The 17,974-nt window shown below is 63.3% G+C and carries 17 protein-coding genes; 8 read left to right on the forward strand and 9 right to left on the reverse strand.

The window, feature by feature from the left end; all coding sequences use genetic code 11:
* The first annotated feature begins 74 nt into the window (after nucleotides 1-74).
* Nucleotides 75-1,616: an NADH-quinone oxidoreductase subunit M gene (nuoM, locus tag KZO83_RS12530; RefSeq protein WP_075369722.1), complete on the forward strand. Its 1,542-nt coding sequence runs from the start codon at nucleotides 75-77 to the stop codon at nucleotides 1,614-1,616.
* Nucleotides 1,613-3,046 carry an NADH-quinone oxidoreductase subunit NuoN gene (gene nuoN, locus KZO83_RS12535; RefSeq protein ID WP_075369721.1) on the forward strand — a complete coding sequence of 478 codons (1,434 nt, stop codon included), beginning with the start codon at nucleotides 1,613-1,615 and terminating at the stop codon, nucleotides 3,044-3,046. Before nuoM ends, nuoN begins: the two co-directional genes overlap by 4 nt.
* Before the next feature lie 33 nt (nucleotides 3,047-3,079).
* Here the strand turns inward: nuoN and KZO83_RS12540 are convergent, their stop codons facing one another.
* Together KZO83_RS12540 and KZO83_RS12545 are read right to left on the reverse strand one after the other, a co-directional pair.
* Nucleotides 3,080-3,898, reverse strand: a complete 819-nt coding sequence (locus KZO83_RS12540) for an endonuclease/exonuclease/phosphatase family protein (RefSeq protein ID WP_075369720.1) — start codon at nucleotides 3,896-3,898, stop codon at nucleotides 3,080-3,082.
* Nucleotides 3,891-4,523 (reverse strand): thiol:disulfide interchange protein DsbA/DsbL, encoded by a 633-nt coding sequence (locus KZO83_RS12545; RefSeq protein ID WP_247621049.1) that lies wholly within the window; start codon nucleotides 4,521-4,523, stop codon nucleotides 3,891-3,893. The genes KZO83_RS12540 and KZO83_RS12545 overlap by 8 nt, the downstream gene beginning before the upstream one ends.
* Before the next feature lie 282 nt (nucleotides 4,524-4,805).
* Between KZO83_RS12545 and yihA the strand changes: the two genes are divergently transcribed.
* The gene (gene yihA, locus KZO83_RS12550; protein ID WP_178999018.1) at nucleotides 4,806-5,429 is read left to right on the forward strand and encodes a ribosome biogenesis GTP-binding protein YihA/YsxC; all 624 of its coding nucleotides are present in this window, start codon (nucleotides 4,806-4,808) and stop codon (nucleotides 5,427-5,429) included.
* A gap of 2 nt (nucleotides 5,430-5,431) precedes the next feature.
* Here the strand turns inward: yihA and KZO83_RS12555 are convergent, their stop codons facing one another.
* From KZO83_RS12555 to argH, 7 genes are all read right to left on the reverse strand, one after another.
* The gene (locus tag KZO83_RS12555) at nucleotides 5,432-6,157 is read right to left on the reverse strand and encodes an HAD family hydrolase (RefSeq protein WP_075369717.1); all 726 of its coding nucleotides are present in this window, start codon (nucleotides 6,155-6,157) and stop codon (nucleotides 5,432-5,434) included.
* A gap of 26 nt (nucleotides 6,158-6,183) precedes the next feature.
* Nucleotides 6,184-7,080, reverse strand: a complete 897-nt coding sequence (locus KZO83_RS12560) for a tyrosine recombinase XerC (protein ID WP_247621050.1) — start codon at nucleotides 7,078-7,080, stop codon at nucleotides 6,184-6,186.
* On the reverse strand, nucleotides 7,064-7,783 hold the full coding sequence (locus tag KZO83_RS12565) for a DUF484 family protein (protein WP_247621051.1): 720 nt from the start codon (nucleotides 7,781-7,783) through the stop codon (nucleotides 7,064-7,066). The genes KZO83_RS12560 and KZO83_RS12565 overlap by 17 nt, the downstream gene beginning before the upstream one ends.
* Before the next feature lie 75 nt (nucleotides 7,784-7,858).
* Entirely contained in the window at nucleotides 7,859-8,692 is an 834-nt protein-coding gene (gene dapF, locus KZO83_RS12570) for a diaminopimelate epimerase (protein WP_247621052.1), read from the reverse strand.
* Nucleotides 8,692-9,948, reverse strand: a complete 1,257-nt coding sequence (lysA, locus tag KZO83_RS12575; RefSeq protein ID WP_247621053.1) for a diaminopimelate decarboxylase — start codon at nucleotides 9,946-9,948, stop codon at nucleotides 8,692-8,694. Before lysA ends, dapF begins: the two co-directional genes overlap by 1 nt.
* A gap of 2 nt (nucleotides 9,949-9,950) precedes the next feature.
* On the reverse strand, nucleotides 9,951-10,157 hold the full coding sequence (gene lptM, locus KZO83_RS16495; protein ID WP_083632944.1) for an LPS translocon maturation chaperone LptM: 207 nt from the start codon (nucleotides 10,155-10,157) through the stop codon (nucleotides 9,951-9,953).
* Nucleotides 10,157-11,560, reverse strand: coding sequence for an argininosuccinate lyase (gene argH / locus KZO83_RS12585; RefSeq protein ID WP_247621054.1), 1,404 nt, complete (start codon nucleotides 11,558-11,560; stop codon nucleotides 10,157-10,159). Before argH ends, lptM begins: the two co-directional genes overlap by 1 nt.
* A gap of 182 nt (nucleotides 11,561-11,742) precedes the next feature.
* On the opposite strand from argH, the gene hemC reads away from it, so the two are divergent.
* The 5 genes from hemC to KZO83_RS12610 all read left to right on the forward strand — a co-directional run bounded on the left by hemC (nucleotide 11,743) and on the right by KZO83_RS12610 (nucleotide 17,846).
* Nucleotides 11,743-12,687, forward strand: coding sequence for a hydroxymethylbilane synthase (gene hemC, locus KZO83_RS12590; RefSeq protein WP_075369710.1), 945 nt, complete (start codon nucleotides 11,743-11,745; stop codon nucleotides 12,685-12,687).
* Nucleotides 12,684-13,439, forward strand: coding sequence for a uroporphyrinogen-III synthase (locus KZO83_RS12595; protein WP_075369709.1), 756 nt, complete (start codon nucleotides 12,684-12,686; stop codon nucleotides 13,437-13,439). The genes hemC and KZO83_RS12595 overlap by 4 nt, the downstream gene beginning before the upstream one ends.
* Before the next feature lie 45 nt (nucleotides 13,440-13,484).
* Nucleotides 13,485-15,059, forward strand: a complete 1,575-nt coding sequence (locus tag KZO83_RS12600; RefSeq protein ID WP_247621055.1) for a uroporphyrinogen-III C-methyltransferase — start codon at nucleotides 13,485-13,487, stop codon at nucleotides 15,057-15,059.
* Nucleotides 15,056-16,285: a heme biosynthesis HemY N-terminal domain-containing protein gene (locus KZO83_RS12605; protein ID WP_178999011.1), complete on the forward strand. Its 1,230-nt coding sequence runs from the start codon at nucleotides 15,056-15,058 to the stop codon at nucleotides 16,283-16,285. Before KZO83_RS12600 ends, KZO83_RS12605 begins: the two co-directional genes overlap by 4 nt.
* Nucleotides 16,286-16,484: 199 nt before the next feature.
* Nucleotides 16,485-17,846, forward strand: coding sequence for an NCS2 family permease (locus KZO83_RS12610; RefSeq protein WP_247621056.1), 1,362 nt, complete (start codon nucleotides 16,485-16,487; stop codon nucleotides 17,844-17,846).
* Nucleotides 17,847-17,974: the final 128 nt, after the last annotated feature.

Raw genomic sequence — 17,974 nt, forward strand, 5'->3', positions numbered from 1 at the left:
ATGTACGACTTGAAGAAAGACACCGGTGGCGGGGATAGAAGGCTAACGTGGCAAGCTGAGGGGGCGCAGCGCTGATGATTCTTGTCTGGTTGATTCTGATTCCCTTCATCGGCGGATTGCTGTGTTGGCAAGCCGAGCGTTTCGGCGAGCAACCGCCGCGCTGGATTGCCCTGGGCACCATGCTGCTCGAGTTGGCGCTGGTCTTGGGCGTGTGGTGGCATGGCGATTACGGTTTGAACGCCGCGCAGGGGGCTTCGGACTGGGTGCTTGAGTGGCGTGCCGCTTGGATCCCGCGTTTCGGCATTGAGGTCCACTTGGCGCTGGATGGCCTGTCGTTGATCATGATCGCGCTCACCGGGCTACTTGGCGTGCTGGCGGTGGTGTGCTCATGGCACGAGATCTCGCGCCGCATCGGCTTTTTCCATCTCAATCTGTTGTGGATTCTGGGTGGCGTGGTCGGCGTCTTCCTGGCCATCGATTTGTTCCTGTTCTTCTTCTTCTGGGAAATGATGCTGGTCCCCATGTACTTCCTGATCGCGTTGTGGGGGCATAGCGGTTCCACGGGTAACACGCGCATTCAGGCGGCGACGAAGTTTTTCATCTACACCCAGGCCAGTGGGCTTTTGATGCTGGTGGCCATTCTCGGCCTGGTGTTTGCACATCACGCCGCCACCGGAGAATACAGCTTCAGCTACGAGGCCCTGCGCCATACTGCGCAGAACGAGCTCTCCCCTCAGATGGCATGGTGGTTGATGCTGGGCTTCTTCATCGCCTTCGCGGTCAAGATGCCGGTGGTGCCGCTGCATGGGTGGCTGCCCGACGCGCATGCCCAGGCACCCACCGCGGGGAGCGTCGACCTGGCGGGGATTCTGCTCAAGACCGCCGCCTACGGCATGCTGCGCTTCGCCTTGCCGCTGTTTCCCGAGGCCTCTCAGGCTTTCGCGCCGGTCGCGATGGGGCTTGGCATCCTGGGGATCTTCTACGGCGCGATCCTGGCTTGCGGCCAGCATGACCTGAAACGCTTAGTGGCCTATTCCAGCATTTCCCACATGGGGTTCGTGCTGATCGGCATCTACAGTGGCACCGAACTGGCGTTGCAGGGCGTGGTGGTACTGATGGTCGCGCATGCCTTCTCGGCCTCGGGACTCTTCATTATCAGTGGCCAGCTCTACGAGCGTCTGCATACCCGCGACATGCGCCTGATGGGTGGCCTATGGGGCCGCATCAAGGGGCTGCCGGGCATTGCGCTGTGCTTCGTGGCAGCCTCGATGGGCATTCCGGGGACGGCCAATTTCGTGGGTGAGTTCCTGGTATTGTTCGGTACCTTCGATACCTGGCCTTGGGTGGTCGTGGTCGCCAGTGGCGGCTTCGTACTGGCGGCGATCTATTCGCTCTTCATCATGCAACGCGTCTACTTCGGCCCGGCCAAAGAAGACACGCCGCTGGGTGGGCTCGATGGCCGCGAAATCGTGATGATGCTCGGCCTGCTGGCCCTGGTGTTGTGGGTTGGGCTCTACCCTGGCCCGTTGTTGCATACCTCGGAGGCAGCGATGCAAAACGTTGAGCGCATCATGACGCTGGAAGAAACGCCTGCCATGCCTGAGGAAACGCCATGACGTCGCTGCTTGCTCTTTCACCACTGATTCTCGTCTGCGCTACGGCCATCGTGGTAATGCTGACCATTGCGTGGCGTCGGTGTTATGACCTGACGGCCACATTGACCGTGATTGGCCTCAATCTGGCGCTGGCGGCACAGCTTTTGGCCTGGTGGCAGGCGCCGCTCGACGTGACGTTGCTGATGACGGTAGACGGTCTGTCGATCTTCGGCGGTGTATTGATTCTCGTCGCTACACTGGCCTGCGCCACGCTGGGACATGCTTACCTCGAAGGCGCGCGCGGTCCACGCGAGGAATATTACCTGCTGCTGTTGTGTGCTGCCGCTGGTGGGATTGCGCTGGTGAGCAGTCGCCACTTGGCCTCGCTGTTCTTCAGTCTGGAACTGTTGTCGATGCCACTTTACGGCATGCTGGCCTACACCTATCGCGAGCGTGGTGCCTTGGAAGCGGGCGTCAAGTACATGGTGCTCTCCGCGGCGGCCTCGGCCTTCTTGCTGTTTGGCATGGCACTTCTGTACGCGCGCACCGGGCATCTCGATTTCGCCGGACTTGGTGAGGCATTGGCGTCGGCAGGGAGCGATGGATGGCTGCTGGCCGGCATGGGCATGATGCTCATCGGGCTGGGCTTCAAACTCTCCATCGTGCCGTTCCATTTGTGGACGCCGGACGTCTATGAAGGTAGCCCTGCCCCGGCGGCCACCTTTCTGGCCTCGGCAAGCAAGGTGGCGGTGCTGATCGTCTTGCTGCGCCTACTGCAATCCGCCCCGGCGACCCAGGATGCCTGGTTTCACAGCCTGCTCGCCGTACTCGCCTTCGTGACGATGCTGGCCGGTAACCTGCTGGCGTTGATGCAGCAAGATCTCAAGCGCTTGCTGGGTTATTCCTCGATCGCGCATTTCGGCTATTTGTTGGTAGCGCTGGTGATCAACGAGGGGCTGGCGGTGGAAACCGCGGGTATCTATCTGGTGACCTATGTACTGACGACGCTGGGCGCGTTCGGCGTGGTGACGCTGCTGTCGAGCCCTTATGGTGGCGCCGATGCCAGCCGTTTGCACCATTATCGAGGCTTGTTCTGGCGGCGGCCCTACCTGACGGCGGTGCTGACGGTAATGATGCTGTCGCTGGCCGGCATTCCCCTGACTGCGGGCTTCATCGGCAAGTTCTACATCGTGGCGGTGGGGGTCGAAGCCAGTCGTTGGTGGCTGGTCGGCGCCGTGGTGGCCGGGAGCGCCATCGGGCTTTTCTACTATCTCCGCGTGATGGTGACGCTCTTTTTGCCCGAGCCGGGCATGCAGCGCCGTGACGCCACCACTGACTGGGCGCAACGCGCCGGTGGCGTGGTGGTGCTGGCGCTGGCGGCCTTGGTCGTGCTGTTGGGGGTCTATCCGGCACCGATGATCGACTGGGTGCGTCTCATGGCCGCAACGTAAGCGTCGCGGTCGTATCGGCGTGGTGCCAGTCGCTCATGAGGCGGCATGATCGTCGGGCATGCTGCGCAGGCAGGCGGTGGGCAGTTGAATGTCCACTGCCACTGGCAGGTGGTCGGAAAACAACCGGTCGAGTACCTCGAAGCGTTCGGCGTGCAAGGCGTCGGAGATCAGAATATGGTCGAGCGCGCGACGCGGCTGCCAGGCGGGATACGACAACGGCATCACCACCGGGTGCAGCGGCAGCGCATGGCAGAAGCGCTGGTGGGCGTTGATCTGGTCCGGCGTGCAGTTGAGGTCGCCCATCACAACCACGTGGCGTAGCGGTTGAATAAGCTCGCTCAAGTAGTCGAGTTGCCGGGTACGCGCGCGATGTCCCAGAGCCAGGTGCGCCACGACCAGGTGCAAGGCATCGGGACCGTCGCCGAAGCGCGCGTGAATGGCGCCGCGCCCCGGTAACGTGCCGGGCAAGCGATACTCGTCTATTTGACGCGGCGTCAGGCGCGACAGCAGGCCGTTGCTGTGCTGGGCGACACGCCCCAGGTTGCGGTTGAGCTGCTGGTAGTAGTGAGGAAACTCGGCCCGCATGGCGAGATACTCGACCTGATTGACGTGCCCCGAGCGGAAACTGCCCCCATCGACCTCCTGAAGGCCGACGATATCGTAGTCGCGTAGTGTATCGCCGATCAGATCGAGGCGTCCCTGACGCTTGGGATGCGGCAACAGGTGCTGCCAACTGCGCGTCAGGTAGTGATGGTAGGCGGAGGTATGAATACCGACCTGCAGATTGCAGGTCAGCAGGCGTAGCGAGCGGGGCGCCTGGGAAGCAGGCGCCGCGGCGGTAGCATTACTCATTGCGTTCGCTGCGTACCTTGTCGATCAGGGCATCGGCGATCTTGGGCATGTTCTCCAGCGAGCCGGCGCTGCTGGGCGTGATCACGTAATGACCGTCGACGATCAGGGCGGGAACTCCCATGATCTTGTAGCTACGCATCTTGGCGTTGGCGCGATTGATCTGGCTTTTCACGCCGAAGGACTCGAGGGCCTCGAGCGCATCGTCCTTGCTAACGCCGTAGTGCGTGAAGAATTCGGCGATGGCGTCCGGTTCGGTGAGGCGCTGGCCTTTCTCGTGAATGGCATCGAAGAAGTCACTGTGCATTTCTTTTTGGATGCCCAATGCCTTGGCGGCGTAGAAGGCGCGCGCATGCTTGGTCCAAGTATCGCCCATGGTGGCCGGAATGCGCTGAAAGGCAACGTCGTCGGGCAGCTCGTCGACCCAGGCATTGAGCGGCTCTTCAAGGGCGTAGCAATGCGGGCAACCGTACCAGAACACCTCGTTGACCTTGATCTTGCCATCCGGGACTTCGGTCTTCACGGGTTCGTCGAGCACCTTATAATCTTCTCCCGCGACCGGGCCGGCGGCCATGACCAGCGTTGACATACCCAGACCGGCGACCAGTACTAACAACGACTTCAACATGCATCTCTCCTTGCCTTGCATAAACAGCAGAAAAACAGACGGCGAGCGTTCGTCGCCCATCATGATGAACGTTTGAACCGCGACGGCAACCAGGGTTCCCGAACGGCCAATGTGAACACATGCTTTAGTGATACCACTCCAAGCATCGCCATGGAAAGGGCGCGAGGGCTATCGGTGGCGGCTTGCCCGCATGCGCGGCGTCCACGCAATGATACACTGTGGCGCAAACGTCCTTCATGGATCATTCGCCGCTCATGGGCGGCAGCTCAGTCGAGAACCAACATGCAAGATGGCAAGATCAACTATCAGACCGCGCGTTTTTTGATCAGTGCACCGCGCTTGGCCTTGTGTCCGCCTGACACGGGCGCGGAAGTGGCGTTTGCCGGGCGCTCCAATGCCGGCAAATCGAGCGCTATCAACACGCTCACCCGACAGAAGGCATTGGCGCGCACCTCCAAGACGCCGGGACGTACGCAACTGATCAACTTCTTCACCCTCGCGAACGACGAGGCGTATCGGTTGGTGGACTTGCCCGGTTACGGCTTCGCCAAGGTGCCGGATCAGGTCAAGTTGGAGTGGCAGCGTCACTTGAGCGAGTATCTGTACCAGCGCGAGGCGCTCAGGGGCTTGATGTTGGTCATGGATGTACGGCATCCGCTGAGCGAATTCGACCAGATGATGCTGGGCTGGGCCGACGAGAAAGCGATGCCCGTGCACATCCTGTTGACCAAGGCCGACAAGCTCAAGCCCGGTGCGGCCAAGTCTTCGCTTCTGGCGGTGCGTCGCCAGCTCGCCGAGTGGGAAGACCTGGTCAGTGTGCAGCTCTTCTCTGCGCTCAAGCGGCAAGGCGTCGACGAGGCATGCGCGCGCATGGATGCCTGGCTATGCGCGAGGGATGACGCGTAAACCTAGCCCGCCAGTCTAGCGAGTAGGGTGGGTAGTTCACGCACATGCGTGAGGCGATGCACGCCGGATGGCAGCTCGCACGGACCTTCGTTCTTGGCGTCGATCCAGGCTACCTGCATGCCCAGGCGATGCGCGGGTAGCACATCCTCGCGCCAGGAGTCGCCGACATGGAGACCCTGCGCCGGCTGGGCACCGAGCCGTGCCAGCGCCGCGAGGAAGGCGCGTGGGTCGGGTTTGGGGGCATGCAGCTCGCCCGCGGCGATCATGACGCTGAAATGGTCGGCCAGCTCCAGGCGCTTGAGATCGGCGTTGCCGTTGGTGATCGCGGCGATCCGATAGCGTCGGCGTAGCGTGTCGAGCATGGCCGCTACCTCGGGATAAGGCGTGAGGTCATGGCGCAGGTCGAGGAAATGCGCAATGGCGTGTGCTGCCCACAGGCGCGCCCGAAGGCGCGGCAGCCCATAAGCTTCCACCATTTCGAACAACGCACGTTCGCGAATCCAGGTGAAATCGCCCCGTTTGAGCGGAAAACGCTGCGCTACATCGGCGCGGTGCTGCTGATATGCGTTCAAAGGATAGTGCGTCATGAACGCGCTGTCGGTGTCGGGCGAGGCGGCGGCGAGTGCGTCGCTGAGCCATTGATAATGACCGGCTTCGGCACGTTCGAGAACCGGACGGTTGTTCCAAAGCGTGTCGTCAAGATCGAAGGTCAGCGTGGTTATCGCCATGTGGATTGTCTCCAGAGCCTTGTGTTTCAGCCGTCGCCGGACGTTTCGTGCCGTCGAGCACGCGGGTGAGCCTGATCGTAGGCGTCGGCGAGATGCTGCCAGTCGAGACGCGTATAGACCTGCGTGGTGGATAGATTGGCATGGCCCAGCAATTCCTGGACGGCGCGCAGGTCCTGGCTCGATTCGAGCAGGTGGCTGGCGAAGGAATGGCGCAGGCGATGCGGGTGCAGGTGTTCGGGCAGGCCGCGTTCGCGGGCAAGATGCACGAGACGCTTTTGCACCGCGCGATGCCCGAGTCGTACGCCGCGTTGACCGACGAACAGCGCGCGTTCTTCGGCGTCGGCCAGTTGGCCACGGACCTTGAACCATGCCGCCAGCGCCACCTGGGCACGGCCGCCGAGGGGCATCTGGCGCGACTTGCTACCCTTGCCGACGACCCGCACACGCCGCGCCTCTAGATCCGTGATGTCCAGTGCCGTCAACTCCGCCAAACGCAACCCGCAGGAATAGAACAGCTCCAGCATGGCCTGATCGCGCACGCCGAGCGGGGTGTCGTCATGAGGAGTGTCCAGAAAGCGCGATAACTGATCGACATCCACCGGGCGCGGCAAGTGCCGAGGCTGACGCGGGGTCTGAGTCAAGGCCACGGGATTGTGAGCGAGCACGCCGCTGCGCACCAGATGATCGGCGAAGCGCGATAGCGCGGCGCGGCGCCGGGCGAGACTGCGTGGGGCCAGGCCACGGGTGCGCTCGGCGCCCAAGAAGCGACGCACCAGGGCGACATCCAGCGTGGACCAGTCGTCGATGTCGTGCGCCTCGAGGAAATGCGCCAGCGCGGCCAAGTCGCGCCGATAGGCATCCAGCGTCGCGGGGCTGGCATGCCCCGCTAGCCCGCGCAGAAAATTGTCAATCGCGGCGTGCATGTGCGGTATCCAGCCGAATCAGCAAACGCCCGACGATTTCGCCGAGGTAATCGGTGAACAGGGTGTCGAGCGTGGCACGAAAGTACTCGCTCTCCTGGCTGGCAAGCAGCAGATAGCCGAGCGGCTCGCCCATGGTCAGGCGCGTGACGGCGCATGAACCGCTGTTCTCGGGTGGCTCGGAATGCGGCAGGAGCTGATGCCACGCGTCTCGCGAGAGCTGGGTGCAGCGGCTGTTGTGACCGTCGAGAAGCGCCTCCAGTGTCGCGCGCGCGGCGTCATCGAGACGCAATTGGGGTGGCTGTACGGCACTGTCGTCGTGGGGCGAGTCCAGCCACAACGCGACCGCCTGGGTGCGAAATTGCTCGCTGAGTTGGGTCGAAAGGGCCTCGCCCAGCGCGTCGATGTTTTCCGCTTCGAGCAGCGCCAGGATAAGCGAGCGTGTGCGTTGGTACTGCGCCTCGTTGTGGCGCGCCGTCTCCAATAGATGCTCGAGGCGCCATTCGGCGGTCTCGGCGCGCTCGCGCAGGTCGTGCACGAGGCGTTCGAGCAGAGAAATCGCGCCCTGGGTGTGGGGATGCGGCACCTTGAGCTGTTGGAGCAGTCCCTCTCGGCCGACGAAGAAGTCGGGATGACGGGCCAGCCAATGCGCGACACGCTCGGGGTCGAGCGTAGTGCGTGGCTCGGGCGCCTGGGCTTGGGACATGCGTATGTTCTCCTGTGTTTCCGTCTTGCGTGCCGTGTCGTTGTTTGAAGGATCTCCGGGCACTCGGCAATGCTGCTAAGGTAGCGCGATGCGCCCCTCGAAGACGCTGGTGGCGGGGCCGATCATCACCATGGGGGCATCCTCGGCGGGCCATTCCAAGGTTAGCGTGCCACCGGGTAGATGAACATCGACGGGGCTCTCGAACAACCCGCGCCGGATGCCGTTGGCCACTGCCGCGCAGGCGCCGGTGCCGCAGGCCAGCGTTTCGCCGCTGCCGCGTTCGAAAACCCGTAGGCGCGCTTCGTGACGCGAGACGACCTGCAAGAAGCCTACATTGACGCGCCGGGGAAAGCGCACGTGGCCTTCGATGAGCGGCCCTAGGCGTTCCACCGGCGCGGTAGCGACATCGTCGACCACGAGGACAGCGTGCGGGTTGCCCATCGAAACCACGCCGATCTCCCAGCGTGCGTCGTCGACCTCCAAGGTATGCGTGGGCGCATCGGTCGGGGCGTCGAAGGGCACGGCTTCGGGCGCGAAAAGTGGCACCCCCATGTCCACGCGAACCCGCTCGTCTTCCTCGACGCGGAGGGTCAGGGGCCCGGCCTGGGTTTCGACGCGAATCTCGCGCTTGTGGGTCAGGCGCGCCTCGCGCACGAAACGCGCGAAGCAGCGGGCGCCATTACCGCAATTCTCCACCTCATGGCCATCGGCGTTGAAGATGCGGTAGCGGAAATCCATCTCGGGGTCGCGCGGCGGCTCGACCAGCAGCAACTGATCGAAACCGATGCCCAGATGACGATCGGCCAATTGCTGAATGCGCGCGGTGTCGAGCCGCGCTCGCTGGGTGACCAGGTCGACCACCATGAAGTCGTTGCCGAGTCCGTGCATCTTGGTGAAATGCAGCAGCATCAGGAGGTCTCCGCCAGGCGATGCTCGCCAGCCCACAAGGCGGCGAGCGTCTCGCGTTCGCGCACGATTTGCGCGCTATCGCCGTCGACCATGATCTCGGCCGGACGTGGCCGGCTATTGTAGTTGGAGGCCATCACGAAGCCGTAGGCCCCCGCCGAGCGTACCGCGAGCAGGTCGCCTGGCGCGATGGCCAGTTCGCGCGCCTTACCCAGGAAGTCGCCGGTTTCACAGACTGGGCCGACCACATCGTAGAGTGCCGTCTCGCGCGGCGCTCGGGTATCGACCGGGACGATGCGCTGCCATGCCTGATACAGCGCGGGGCGAATCAGGTCGTTCATGCCGGCGTCGACGATGGCGAAATGTTGAGTCTCGCCGGGCTTCAGGTACTCGACCCGGGTAAGCATGACGCCGGCATTGGCGGCGATCGAACGGCCCGGCTCGAAGAGCAGCGTCAAGTCGCGGCCGTCGAGGCGCTCGAGCAGGGCCCGGGCGTAATCGTAGGGCGCGGGCGGTTGCTCGTCTTGATAGGGCACGCCGAGGCCGCCGCCCAGATCGAGATGCTCGATGGTAATGCCCGACTCGTACAGGCGGTCGAGCAGCACCAGCAGGCGGTCCAGGGCGTCGAGGAAGGGCGCCAGCTCAGTGAGCTGCGAACCGATGTGGCAATCCAGGCCGACGACCTCGAGATTCGGCAGTTCGGCGGCGCGCTGATAGACCTCGAAGGCATCGTCGACGGCGATACCGAACTTGTTGGCCTTGAGGCCGGTGGAAATGTAGGGGTGCGTCCGGGCGTCGACGTCGGGATTGACGCGCAACGAGACGCGCGCCACCCGACTGCATTCGCCCGCCACCTGGTTCAGGCGCTCGAGTTCCGGCAGCGATTCCACGTTGAAGCACTTGATGCCGACTTCCAGCGCGCGGGCCATTTCACCGGCCTGCTTGGCGACGCCGGAAAACACCACCTTGGCGGGATCGCCGCCGGCAGCCAGCACACGCTCGAGCTCGCCTTGGGAGACGATATCGAACCCCGCGCCGAGGCGCGCCAACAGGTCGAGCACGGCGAGGTTGGCATTGGCCTTCACCGCGTAGCAGATTAGGTGCGGATGCTCGCCCAGTGCGTCACTGTAGGCCTTGAAGTGGCGCGTGAAGGTCGCCCGCGAATACACGTAGCACGGCGTACCGAAGCGCTCGGCGATGTCGGCCAGCGGCACGTCTTCAGCGTAGAGTTGTCCGTCGCGGTAGTTGAAATGATCCATCGTCAGTCTGCGTCGCTGTCGGATTGAGAAGAAGCGTCGCCTGCGGCGGCGTCTTCGTCCTGGTCGGCGTCGTCTTCATAGGCGTCCGCCGGATCGTACTGCTCGCTGGCCTGTTCGTCATCGGGCATGTAAAGCGGCCCCTTCTGGCCGCAACCGGCGAGCGCGAGCAGGGCTATGCCGAGGGCGGCCGTTATCGGAAGTAAGCGCATCATGCCTCCTGTTGCAGCGTAGCGAGCGCATCGCGAGCACGTTGGGCAGCCGCGCGGACCTGATCCGGCGCGGTGCCGCCGATGTGATTGCGCGCCGCCACCGAGCCTTCCAGCGTCAGCACTTCGAAGACGTCGGCCTGAATGGCGTCAGAAAACTGGCGCAATTCGTCAAGCGACATCTCCGAAAGGTCCTTCTGCTCGCGCAGGCCCAACGCCACGGCTTGACCGACGATTTCATGCGCATCGCGGAAGGCCACGCCAGCACGCACCAGATAGTCCGCCAGATCGGTGGCGGTGGAGAAGCCCTTGCGCGCGGCCTCGAACATATTGCCTGTCTTGGCCTCGATGGCCGGCACCATGTCGGCGAACGCCTTGAGACAGCCCTGCACGGTATCGAGGGTGTCGAAAAGCGGTTCTTTGTCTTCCTGGTTATCCTTGTTGTACGCCAGCGGCTGCGACTTCATCAGCGTCAAAAGCCCCATCAGGTGGCCGTAGACGCGGCCGGTCTTGCCGCGCACCAGCTCTGGCACGTCGGGATTCTTCTTCTGTGGCATGATCGACGAGCCGGTACAGAAGCGATCGGGCAGATCGATGAAGTCGAACTGGGCACTGGTCCACAGCACCAATTCTTCGCTCATGCGTGACAGATGCATCAGCAGGGTGCTGGCGAAGGCGCCGAACTCGATGGCGAAGTCGCGATCGCTGACCGCGTCGAGGCTGTTCTCGGCGGGGCGCTCGAAGCCCAGCAATTCGGCGGTGACGTGGCGATCGATGGGGTAGGTGGTGCCGGCCAGCGCGGCGGCCCCCAGCGGCATCACGTTGACGCGCTTGCGGCAGTCCAGCAGGCGCTCGTGGTCGCGGGTGAGCATTTCCTGCCAGGCCATTAGGTGATGCCCGAAGGTCACCGGCTGGGCGGTCTGCAGGTGCGTGAAGCCGGGCATGATGGTATCGGCCTCGCGCGTGGCCAGCTCGATTAGCCCCTCGCGCAGGCGGGCGATCTCGGCCGCGACGACATCGATCTCGTCACGCAGATAAAGCCGGATATCGGTGGCGATCTGGTCGTTGCGCGAGCGCCCGGTATGCAGCTTCTTGCCGATGACGCCGATTTTCTCGGTCAGCCGGGCCTCGATGTTCATGTGCACATCTTCGAGTTCCACCGACCAGGGAAACTGCCCGGCCTCGATTTCCCGCTCGACTTCACCGAGGCCTTGCACGATGGCCTCGCGTTCATCAGAGGTGAGTACACCGACACGCTCGAGCATGGTGGCATGCGCGATGGAGCCGCGAATGTCGTGATGATAGAGGCGTCGGTCGAAGTCCACCGATGCCGTGAAGCGCGCGACGAAGGCATCGGTGGGCTCGCTGAAGCGTCCGCCCCAGGATTGGTTGGTCGTATTGCTCATCGGGCGTGGCGTCCTGCTTGGTCGAGATGGTGATGCCCTGAGTGTACCAGAGTCGGCGCCGCTGGCGAGGTGGGGTAGGGCACGGGAACGCTGGGGGCGGGATTTTTCCTCGACCGGGGACTGCTTTATGATGATAGTCATACCCGCCGCCGAATCGGTGTGCGCCCATTTAGGAGAGTTCAATGCCCGCCATGCAGACACTGCGCATCGCCACCCGACAGAGCCGCCTTGCATTATGGCAGGCCGAGCACGTCAAGGCTCGTCTGATGGCGCTACATCCTGGACTCGAGGTGGAGCTGGTCGCATTGACGACGCGCGGCGACAAGATCCTCGATTCGCCGCTGTCCAAGGTCGGTGGCAAGGGGCTGTTCGTCAAAGAATTGGAGGAGGCGCTGCTGGACGGGCGCGCCGATATCGCCGTGCACTCGATGAAGGATGTGCCGATGCACTTCCCCGAGGGATTGGGGCTATCGGTGATTCTGGAGAGCGGCGCACCCACGGATGCCTTCGTCTCTAACGATTACGCGACCCTGGACGCTTTGCCCGAAGGTGTGCGCGTCGGGACGTCGAGCCTGCGCCGGGGCCTGCAGGTCAAGGAGGCGCGCCCCGATCTGGAGGTGCTCAACCTGCGTGGCAACGTGCAAACCCGCTTGGGCAAGCTGGACAGTGGCGAGTTCGAGGCGATCATTCTGGCGACCTCGGGACTCGAACGTCTCGAGCTTGGCCACCGCATCTCCCAGGAGCTGCCGCCGGAAGTCAGTCTGCCGGCCTGCGGCCAGGGCGCGTTGGGTATCGAATGTCGCTATGACGATGAAGCGCTGCTCGAAATCCTGGCGCCGCTCGATCATTCGCAGACGGCGACTCGCGTGCGCGCCGAACGTGCCATGAATACGCGCCTGGACGGCGGTTGTCAGGTGCCCATCGGCGGCTATGCCGTGCTCGAGGATAACGACCGTACGCTATGGCTGCGGGCGCTGGTCGGTGATCCGGATGGCTCGCATGTGTTACGTGCCGAGGGGCGTGGTTCGGCTTCCGAACCCGAGGCCTTGGGGGTGCGTATCGCCGAGTCGCTGCTCGAGCAGGGGGCCGGCGAGATTCTCGCGGATATCTACGGCCAAGGTGAATGAGCGTCGCGTCACGCATCCTGGTGACGCGCCCTGGCGAGGGCGGCGAGCGGCTGGCTAAGGCTTTGTCGGAGGCGGGGTTCGCGCCCGCCCGCCCGGCGTTGATGCACTTGCAGCCGCTCGACGTCGACGAGGTCAAGCGCACTCCCTTGCTGGATGTCGATCAGTACGACGTGGTGGTCGTGACCAGCCCTTTCGCCGCCGAGTGTTTGGTCGAGTGGCTCGATCGCTATTGGCCGCAATTGCCGCAGGGGCCGCGTTTCTATGCACTGGGGGTGGCGACGGCGGCGACGCTTTACCGTGGTCTAGACATCAAGGCGAGTGTGCCCGATCCCGGCTTGGGCACGACCAGCGAGGCGTTGTTGGCGATGCGCTCGCTGGCTCGGCTCAGCGGTCAGCGTGCGCTGGTCGTCGGCGGAGTGGGTGGGCGTCAGGCGCTTGCTCAGACGCTCGAAGCACGTGGCGCACGGGCCACCAAGCTGGCACTCTATCGGCGCGTTTATACGGCGCCGGACACGACCGCTGCCGACTGGCTCGCCACTGGCGATTTCGCGGCCATGACCGTGACCAGTGGCGAATTGCTCGAGCATCTGGTTATCTGGTGCGGACAGGCGGCGTTGAACAAACCGCTAATCGTTTCCAGTCAGCGTTTGGCTACACTGGCAGACACGATGGGCTTCGCTTCGCTACACGTAGCGCAGGGTGCAACCCCCGAGGCCTTGGTGACCGCCGTACAGGAAGTAGGCGACACGTGACGCGCCGACGTTGATCACGATGAGTTTGAAAAGGGCTAGCGACACATGAGCAAACGACAGGATCAGGATGACAAGAACACGCCCACCGATGCGTCGACGTCCGCCGACGAGACGCCTCAGTCGCCGGCCTCCTCCGAGACTCACAAGGCCGACACCGACGCCGGCGGCGAGGTAGCCGACGAGACGCGCGGTGCCTCGGACAAGGCGGCGGACGCCGCGTCGTCCAAGGCATCGACGACCGGCGCCGCGGCGTCCCAGGCCTCTTCCGATGCGACGCCGAAGACGGATGAAAAGTCGGACGCTGCGTCGCGCAAGGCGAGCGCATCGACGTCCACCGCCCAGCGTGACGCTAAATCCCGGCAGAGCGCCCAGTCCCAGCAAAAAGCCACGGACACCCCGGCCAAGGATACGGGCAAGACCCGGACCGGCGGCACGCGCGCATCATCGTCGGCCGGCGGGACATCGGCAGGCACTACCGCGCATGACAAGACGGCCGCGCATGACAAGACGACGTCGAGTAAAGCCGGCGGTGCCGGCAATGGCACCTCGCCTCCCCCCACTCAAGCGTCGCAAGGTGGCGGCGGTGGCAACGGGCGTGGCTTGGCCATCGTGGCGCTGATCATCGCCGTGATCGTTGCCATCGTCGTGGCGCTGGGGCTTGGGTATGGCTGGAAACGCTTGCAGACGCAACAGGCCGAACTGGCCAGCGCCAGCGATGAGAACGCGCAGACGCTCGCCACGCTGCGCGAGCGTCTCGACCAGCGGCAACAAGCGTTCGAATCGCTCAAGGGCGATTTTCAGGACTATCGTCAAGACATCGACAAAAATCTCGACAAGGTACTCTCCGAGCTGGCCGACGAGCAGGAGGCCGACCCGCGTGAGTGGTTGCACGCCGAGGCCGAGTATCTGCTGCGCCTGGCCAATCAGCGTTTGCAGCTCGAGCGTGACGTCAAGGGCGCCAAGGCGTTGCTCAAGGCCGCTGATGAACGTTTGACCGATGCCGACAACCCGGCCTTGATTCCGGTGCGTCGGGCGATTCAGTCAGAGCTGGCGGCGCTTGATTCGGTGCCCACGGTGGATCGCACCGGGCTGTATCTGGCGTTGATGGCGCAGCAGGAACAACTGGCGGGGTTGCCGCTCAAGCAGGATGTAGAAGAGATGGCCGCTCAGAACGACGACGATTCCTCGCTCGAGGGCGGCTGGCAACAACAGCTCTCTCGTCTGGGCGGCGAGCTCAAGGATCTCGTCGTCATACGCCGTCACGATGAAGCGCTGGAGGCCTTGGTGACGCCCGAGCAGGAGTCCTATCTGCGCCAGAACGTGCGTCTCTTGCTCGAGCAGGCTCAATTGGCCTTGCTCAAGACCGAGCCCAAGCTTTACCGAGCCAGCCTCGACAAGGCGATCACGCTGATCGACCGCTACTACGACACCGAGCGCGATGCGGTGAAAACCTCCCTCGAGCGTCTTGAGTCGTTGCGTGACAAGACCATTCGGCCCGAGCTGCCGGATATCAGCGAGTCGCAGCAGACGCTCAAGGCCTTCATCGAGAAGCGTTTCCAGAATGGCAACGATGACGGTGGCGGCGAGCAACGTCAGGGCGATGAAGGAGACAGTGAATGAGAAAGCTGATTCTTCTCATCGTCGTGGGGCTGGCCGTCGGTGCGCTATTCGGCCAGTTGATGCAGTCGATGCCCGGTTACTGGCTGGTACGCGTGGGGGACACCTCGATCCAGACCTCGTTCTGGTTGGGCTTGGTGATATTGCTGGCGGTATTTCTGGCCCTGCATTTCCTGCTGCGCGTCCTCCATCGCCTGCGCCGTCCGGTGAGCCGGCTCAAGGTCTGGAATAGCCGCACGCGCAATCGCAATGCCATGAAGCGTACCGTAAGGGGCCTGGTGGCGCTTGCCGAAGGTCGTTGGAAGCGTGCCGAGAAGGATCTGGTCAAGGCGGCGGACGATTCCAGTACGCCGCTGGTCAATTACCTTTCTGCGGCACTGGCGGCGCATTATCAGGGGCGTTTCGAGCATGCCGATACGCTACTCAAGCGTGCCCATCACAGCACCGAGGGGGCCGATAACGCGGTGGGCATGGTGCAAGCGCAGCTAATGCTCGATCGCCAGCAGTTCGAGGAGGCGCTGGCGACGCTGACGCGCCTCGAAAAGCAGCTGCCCAACCATCCGCAGGTGCTCAAGCTGCTGCGTCAGGCCTATCTCAGCGTCAATGACTGGGAAGGGCTGCGTCACCTGTTGCCCAAGCTCGACAAGCAGCAGTTGATCACCGAGGAGGAGCGCCAGGAACTGGAGCAGCGTGCCTATCGCGAGTTGATCCTGCAGGCGGTCCAACGCCAGCCTAATGCCGACGCCAACCGCGTGCGCAACTTGTGGGCCGATATGCCCGACTATCTGCGTAGCGATGTCGAGCTGGTGGTCTTGTATACCGAAGCGCTGGTCAAGGATGGTGAAGAAGCGATGGCCGAACGCTTACTGCGTCATTCCCTCAAGGAGCACTGGGACACGCGCTTGGTGCTGCGTTATGGCTTGCTCAACGTGGATGCCGGGCGCCAGTTGGCGTATGCCGAGAAATGGCTGCAGGAGCGCCCCAACGATCCCGATTTACTGCTGAGCCTGGGGCGTTTATCGTTGCGCAACGCTTATTGGGGCAAGGCGCAGGAATACTTCGAAGCCAGTCAGCGTCAGCGCCCCAGCGGGGTGGTATGTGCCGAGCTGGCGAGGCTTTACGCCAATTTGGGCGAGCACCAGAAGAGCCAGCTCTTCTATCGCCAGAGCGTGGAGCTGCTAGATCGCTCGTTGCCGGCGTTACCGCAGCCTAGCGAACGTACGCGCTAGCCAACGTTTTTTGCTCTCCTGGGCGCCTGCGGGCGCCCTTTTTTATCGTCCGTCATGAAGGGCGAGTTGCGGCCTGCAGGCGCCTTATCAGGGTGGCTTGTGGGCCGTTGGCGTTTTTACCCCCTTGTCCAATCGGTCAAGGTGTGCGAAACCTCAGGACGTCCTTCATGACAATAATGACACATATAGGAACGACATCATGGCGCAGACTCCCCACCGACGTGCTGCTACGTCATCGACCACGCAACAGGACAGCGCCCTGGAGCGTTACTTCGGCATCCGCCGCTATGGCTCGACCCTGCGCACCGAGCTGTTGGCTGGCTTGGCGACCTTCCTGGCGGCGATGTACATCATCGTGGTCAATCCCTCGGTCCTGAGCGATGCGGGCATTCCTTTCTCGGCGGGGCTCTCGGCGACCGTTTTGATCAGCTTCCTCAGCAGCTTGGCGATGGGGTTGTACGCGCGTAACCCCATTCTCGTCGCGCCCGGCATGGGCATGAACGCGCTGTTCGCCTACACCCTGGTGCAGGGGGCGGGGCTACCTTGGCAGGTGGCGCTGGGCTGTGTGTTCTGGTCGGGCGTGCTGTTTGCGCTGCTGGCATTTTTCAATGTGCGCAAGGCGATCGTCGAGGCGATTCCCGATTCGTTGCGTTCTGGGATCACCTGCGGGATCGGGTTGTTCATCACCTTCATCGGCTTCAAGAACGCGGGTTTCGTCGTCGACAATGGCGCGACGCTGGTGTCCCTGGGCGAACTGACGCCTGCGCTGATCACCTTCATCGCCGGGATGCTGTTGACCGCGATTCTTGTCACGTTGCGGGTCAACGGCGCGCTGGTATTGGGCATTGTCATCACCACGCTGGTGGCGATACCCATGGGGCGCCTGTGGGGTACGGATGTGGTCGTGGCATGGAGCGGCCTGGCGGCATGGCCGGATTTCAGCGTCATGTGGCAGGTAGATCTGTGGGGAGCGCTCAAGGTGGCCTATTGGCCGTTCATCTTCGTGATGCTGTTCACCAATTTCTTCGATGCGCTGTCATGCTTCCTGGCGCTCTCGGAAGCCGCCGACCTCAAGGATGACAATGGGCAACCGCGTAATCTCAAGCGCTCGATGACCGTGGATGCCTTCGCCTCGATGATCGCTGCGCCACTTGGGACCAGTGCCGCGCAGACGTTCATCGAATCTGGCGTAGGCGTTGCCCAGGGTGGGCGCACGGGCATCGTCGGTGTCGTCTGTGGGCTGCTGTTTCTCCCGTTCCTGTTCCTCTCGCCGTTGTTGTCGCTGGTGCCGGCGATCGCCACCGCGCCGGCCTTGGTCATGGTCGGCGTCTTCATGCTAGCGCCGGTGGGACGCATCGAGTGGCAGAAGATGGATCAGGCCTTCCCGGCGTTCTTGGCGATCATCGTCATGCCGCTGACCTACTCGATCACGCTGGGCATTGCCTTCGCGTTCTTGAGCTTCGTGGCGATCAAGCTGTGCACGGGGCGCCTGACCGAGATCAAACCCGCCATGTGGGTGACGGCAGTGCTCTGCGCGATCATGCTGGTGACGACGCAATAAGCCGTTGAGCGATCATTGACGCCCTTGGTGCCTCCGGGGGCGGCAATGACGAGAAAGGCCGTGACCGAAAAAAGGGCCGCCCCGGTAGGGCGGCCCTTTGACGTCGAGGCGTCGCCGTGAAGGCGACG

The sequence above is a fragment of the Chromohalobacter moromii genome (assembly GCF_023091865.1).
GTDB lineage: Bacteria > Pseudomonadota > Gammaproteobacteria > Pseudomonadales > Halomonadaceae > Chromohalobacter > Chromohalobacter moromii.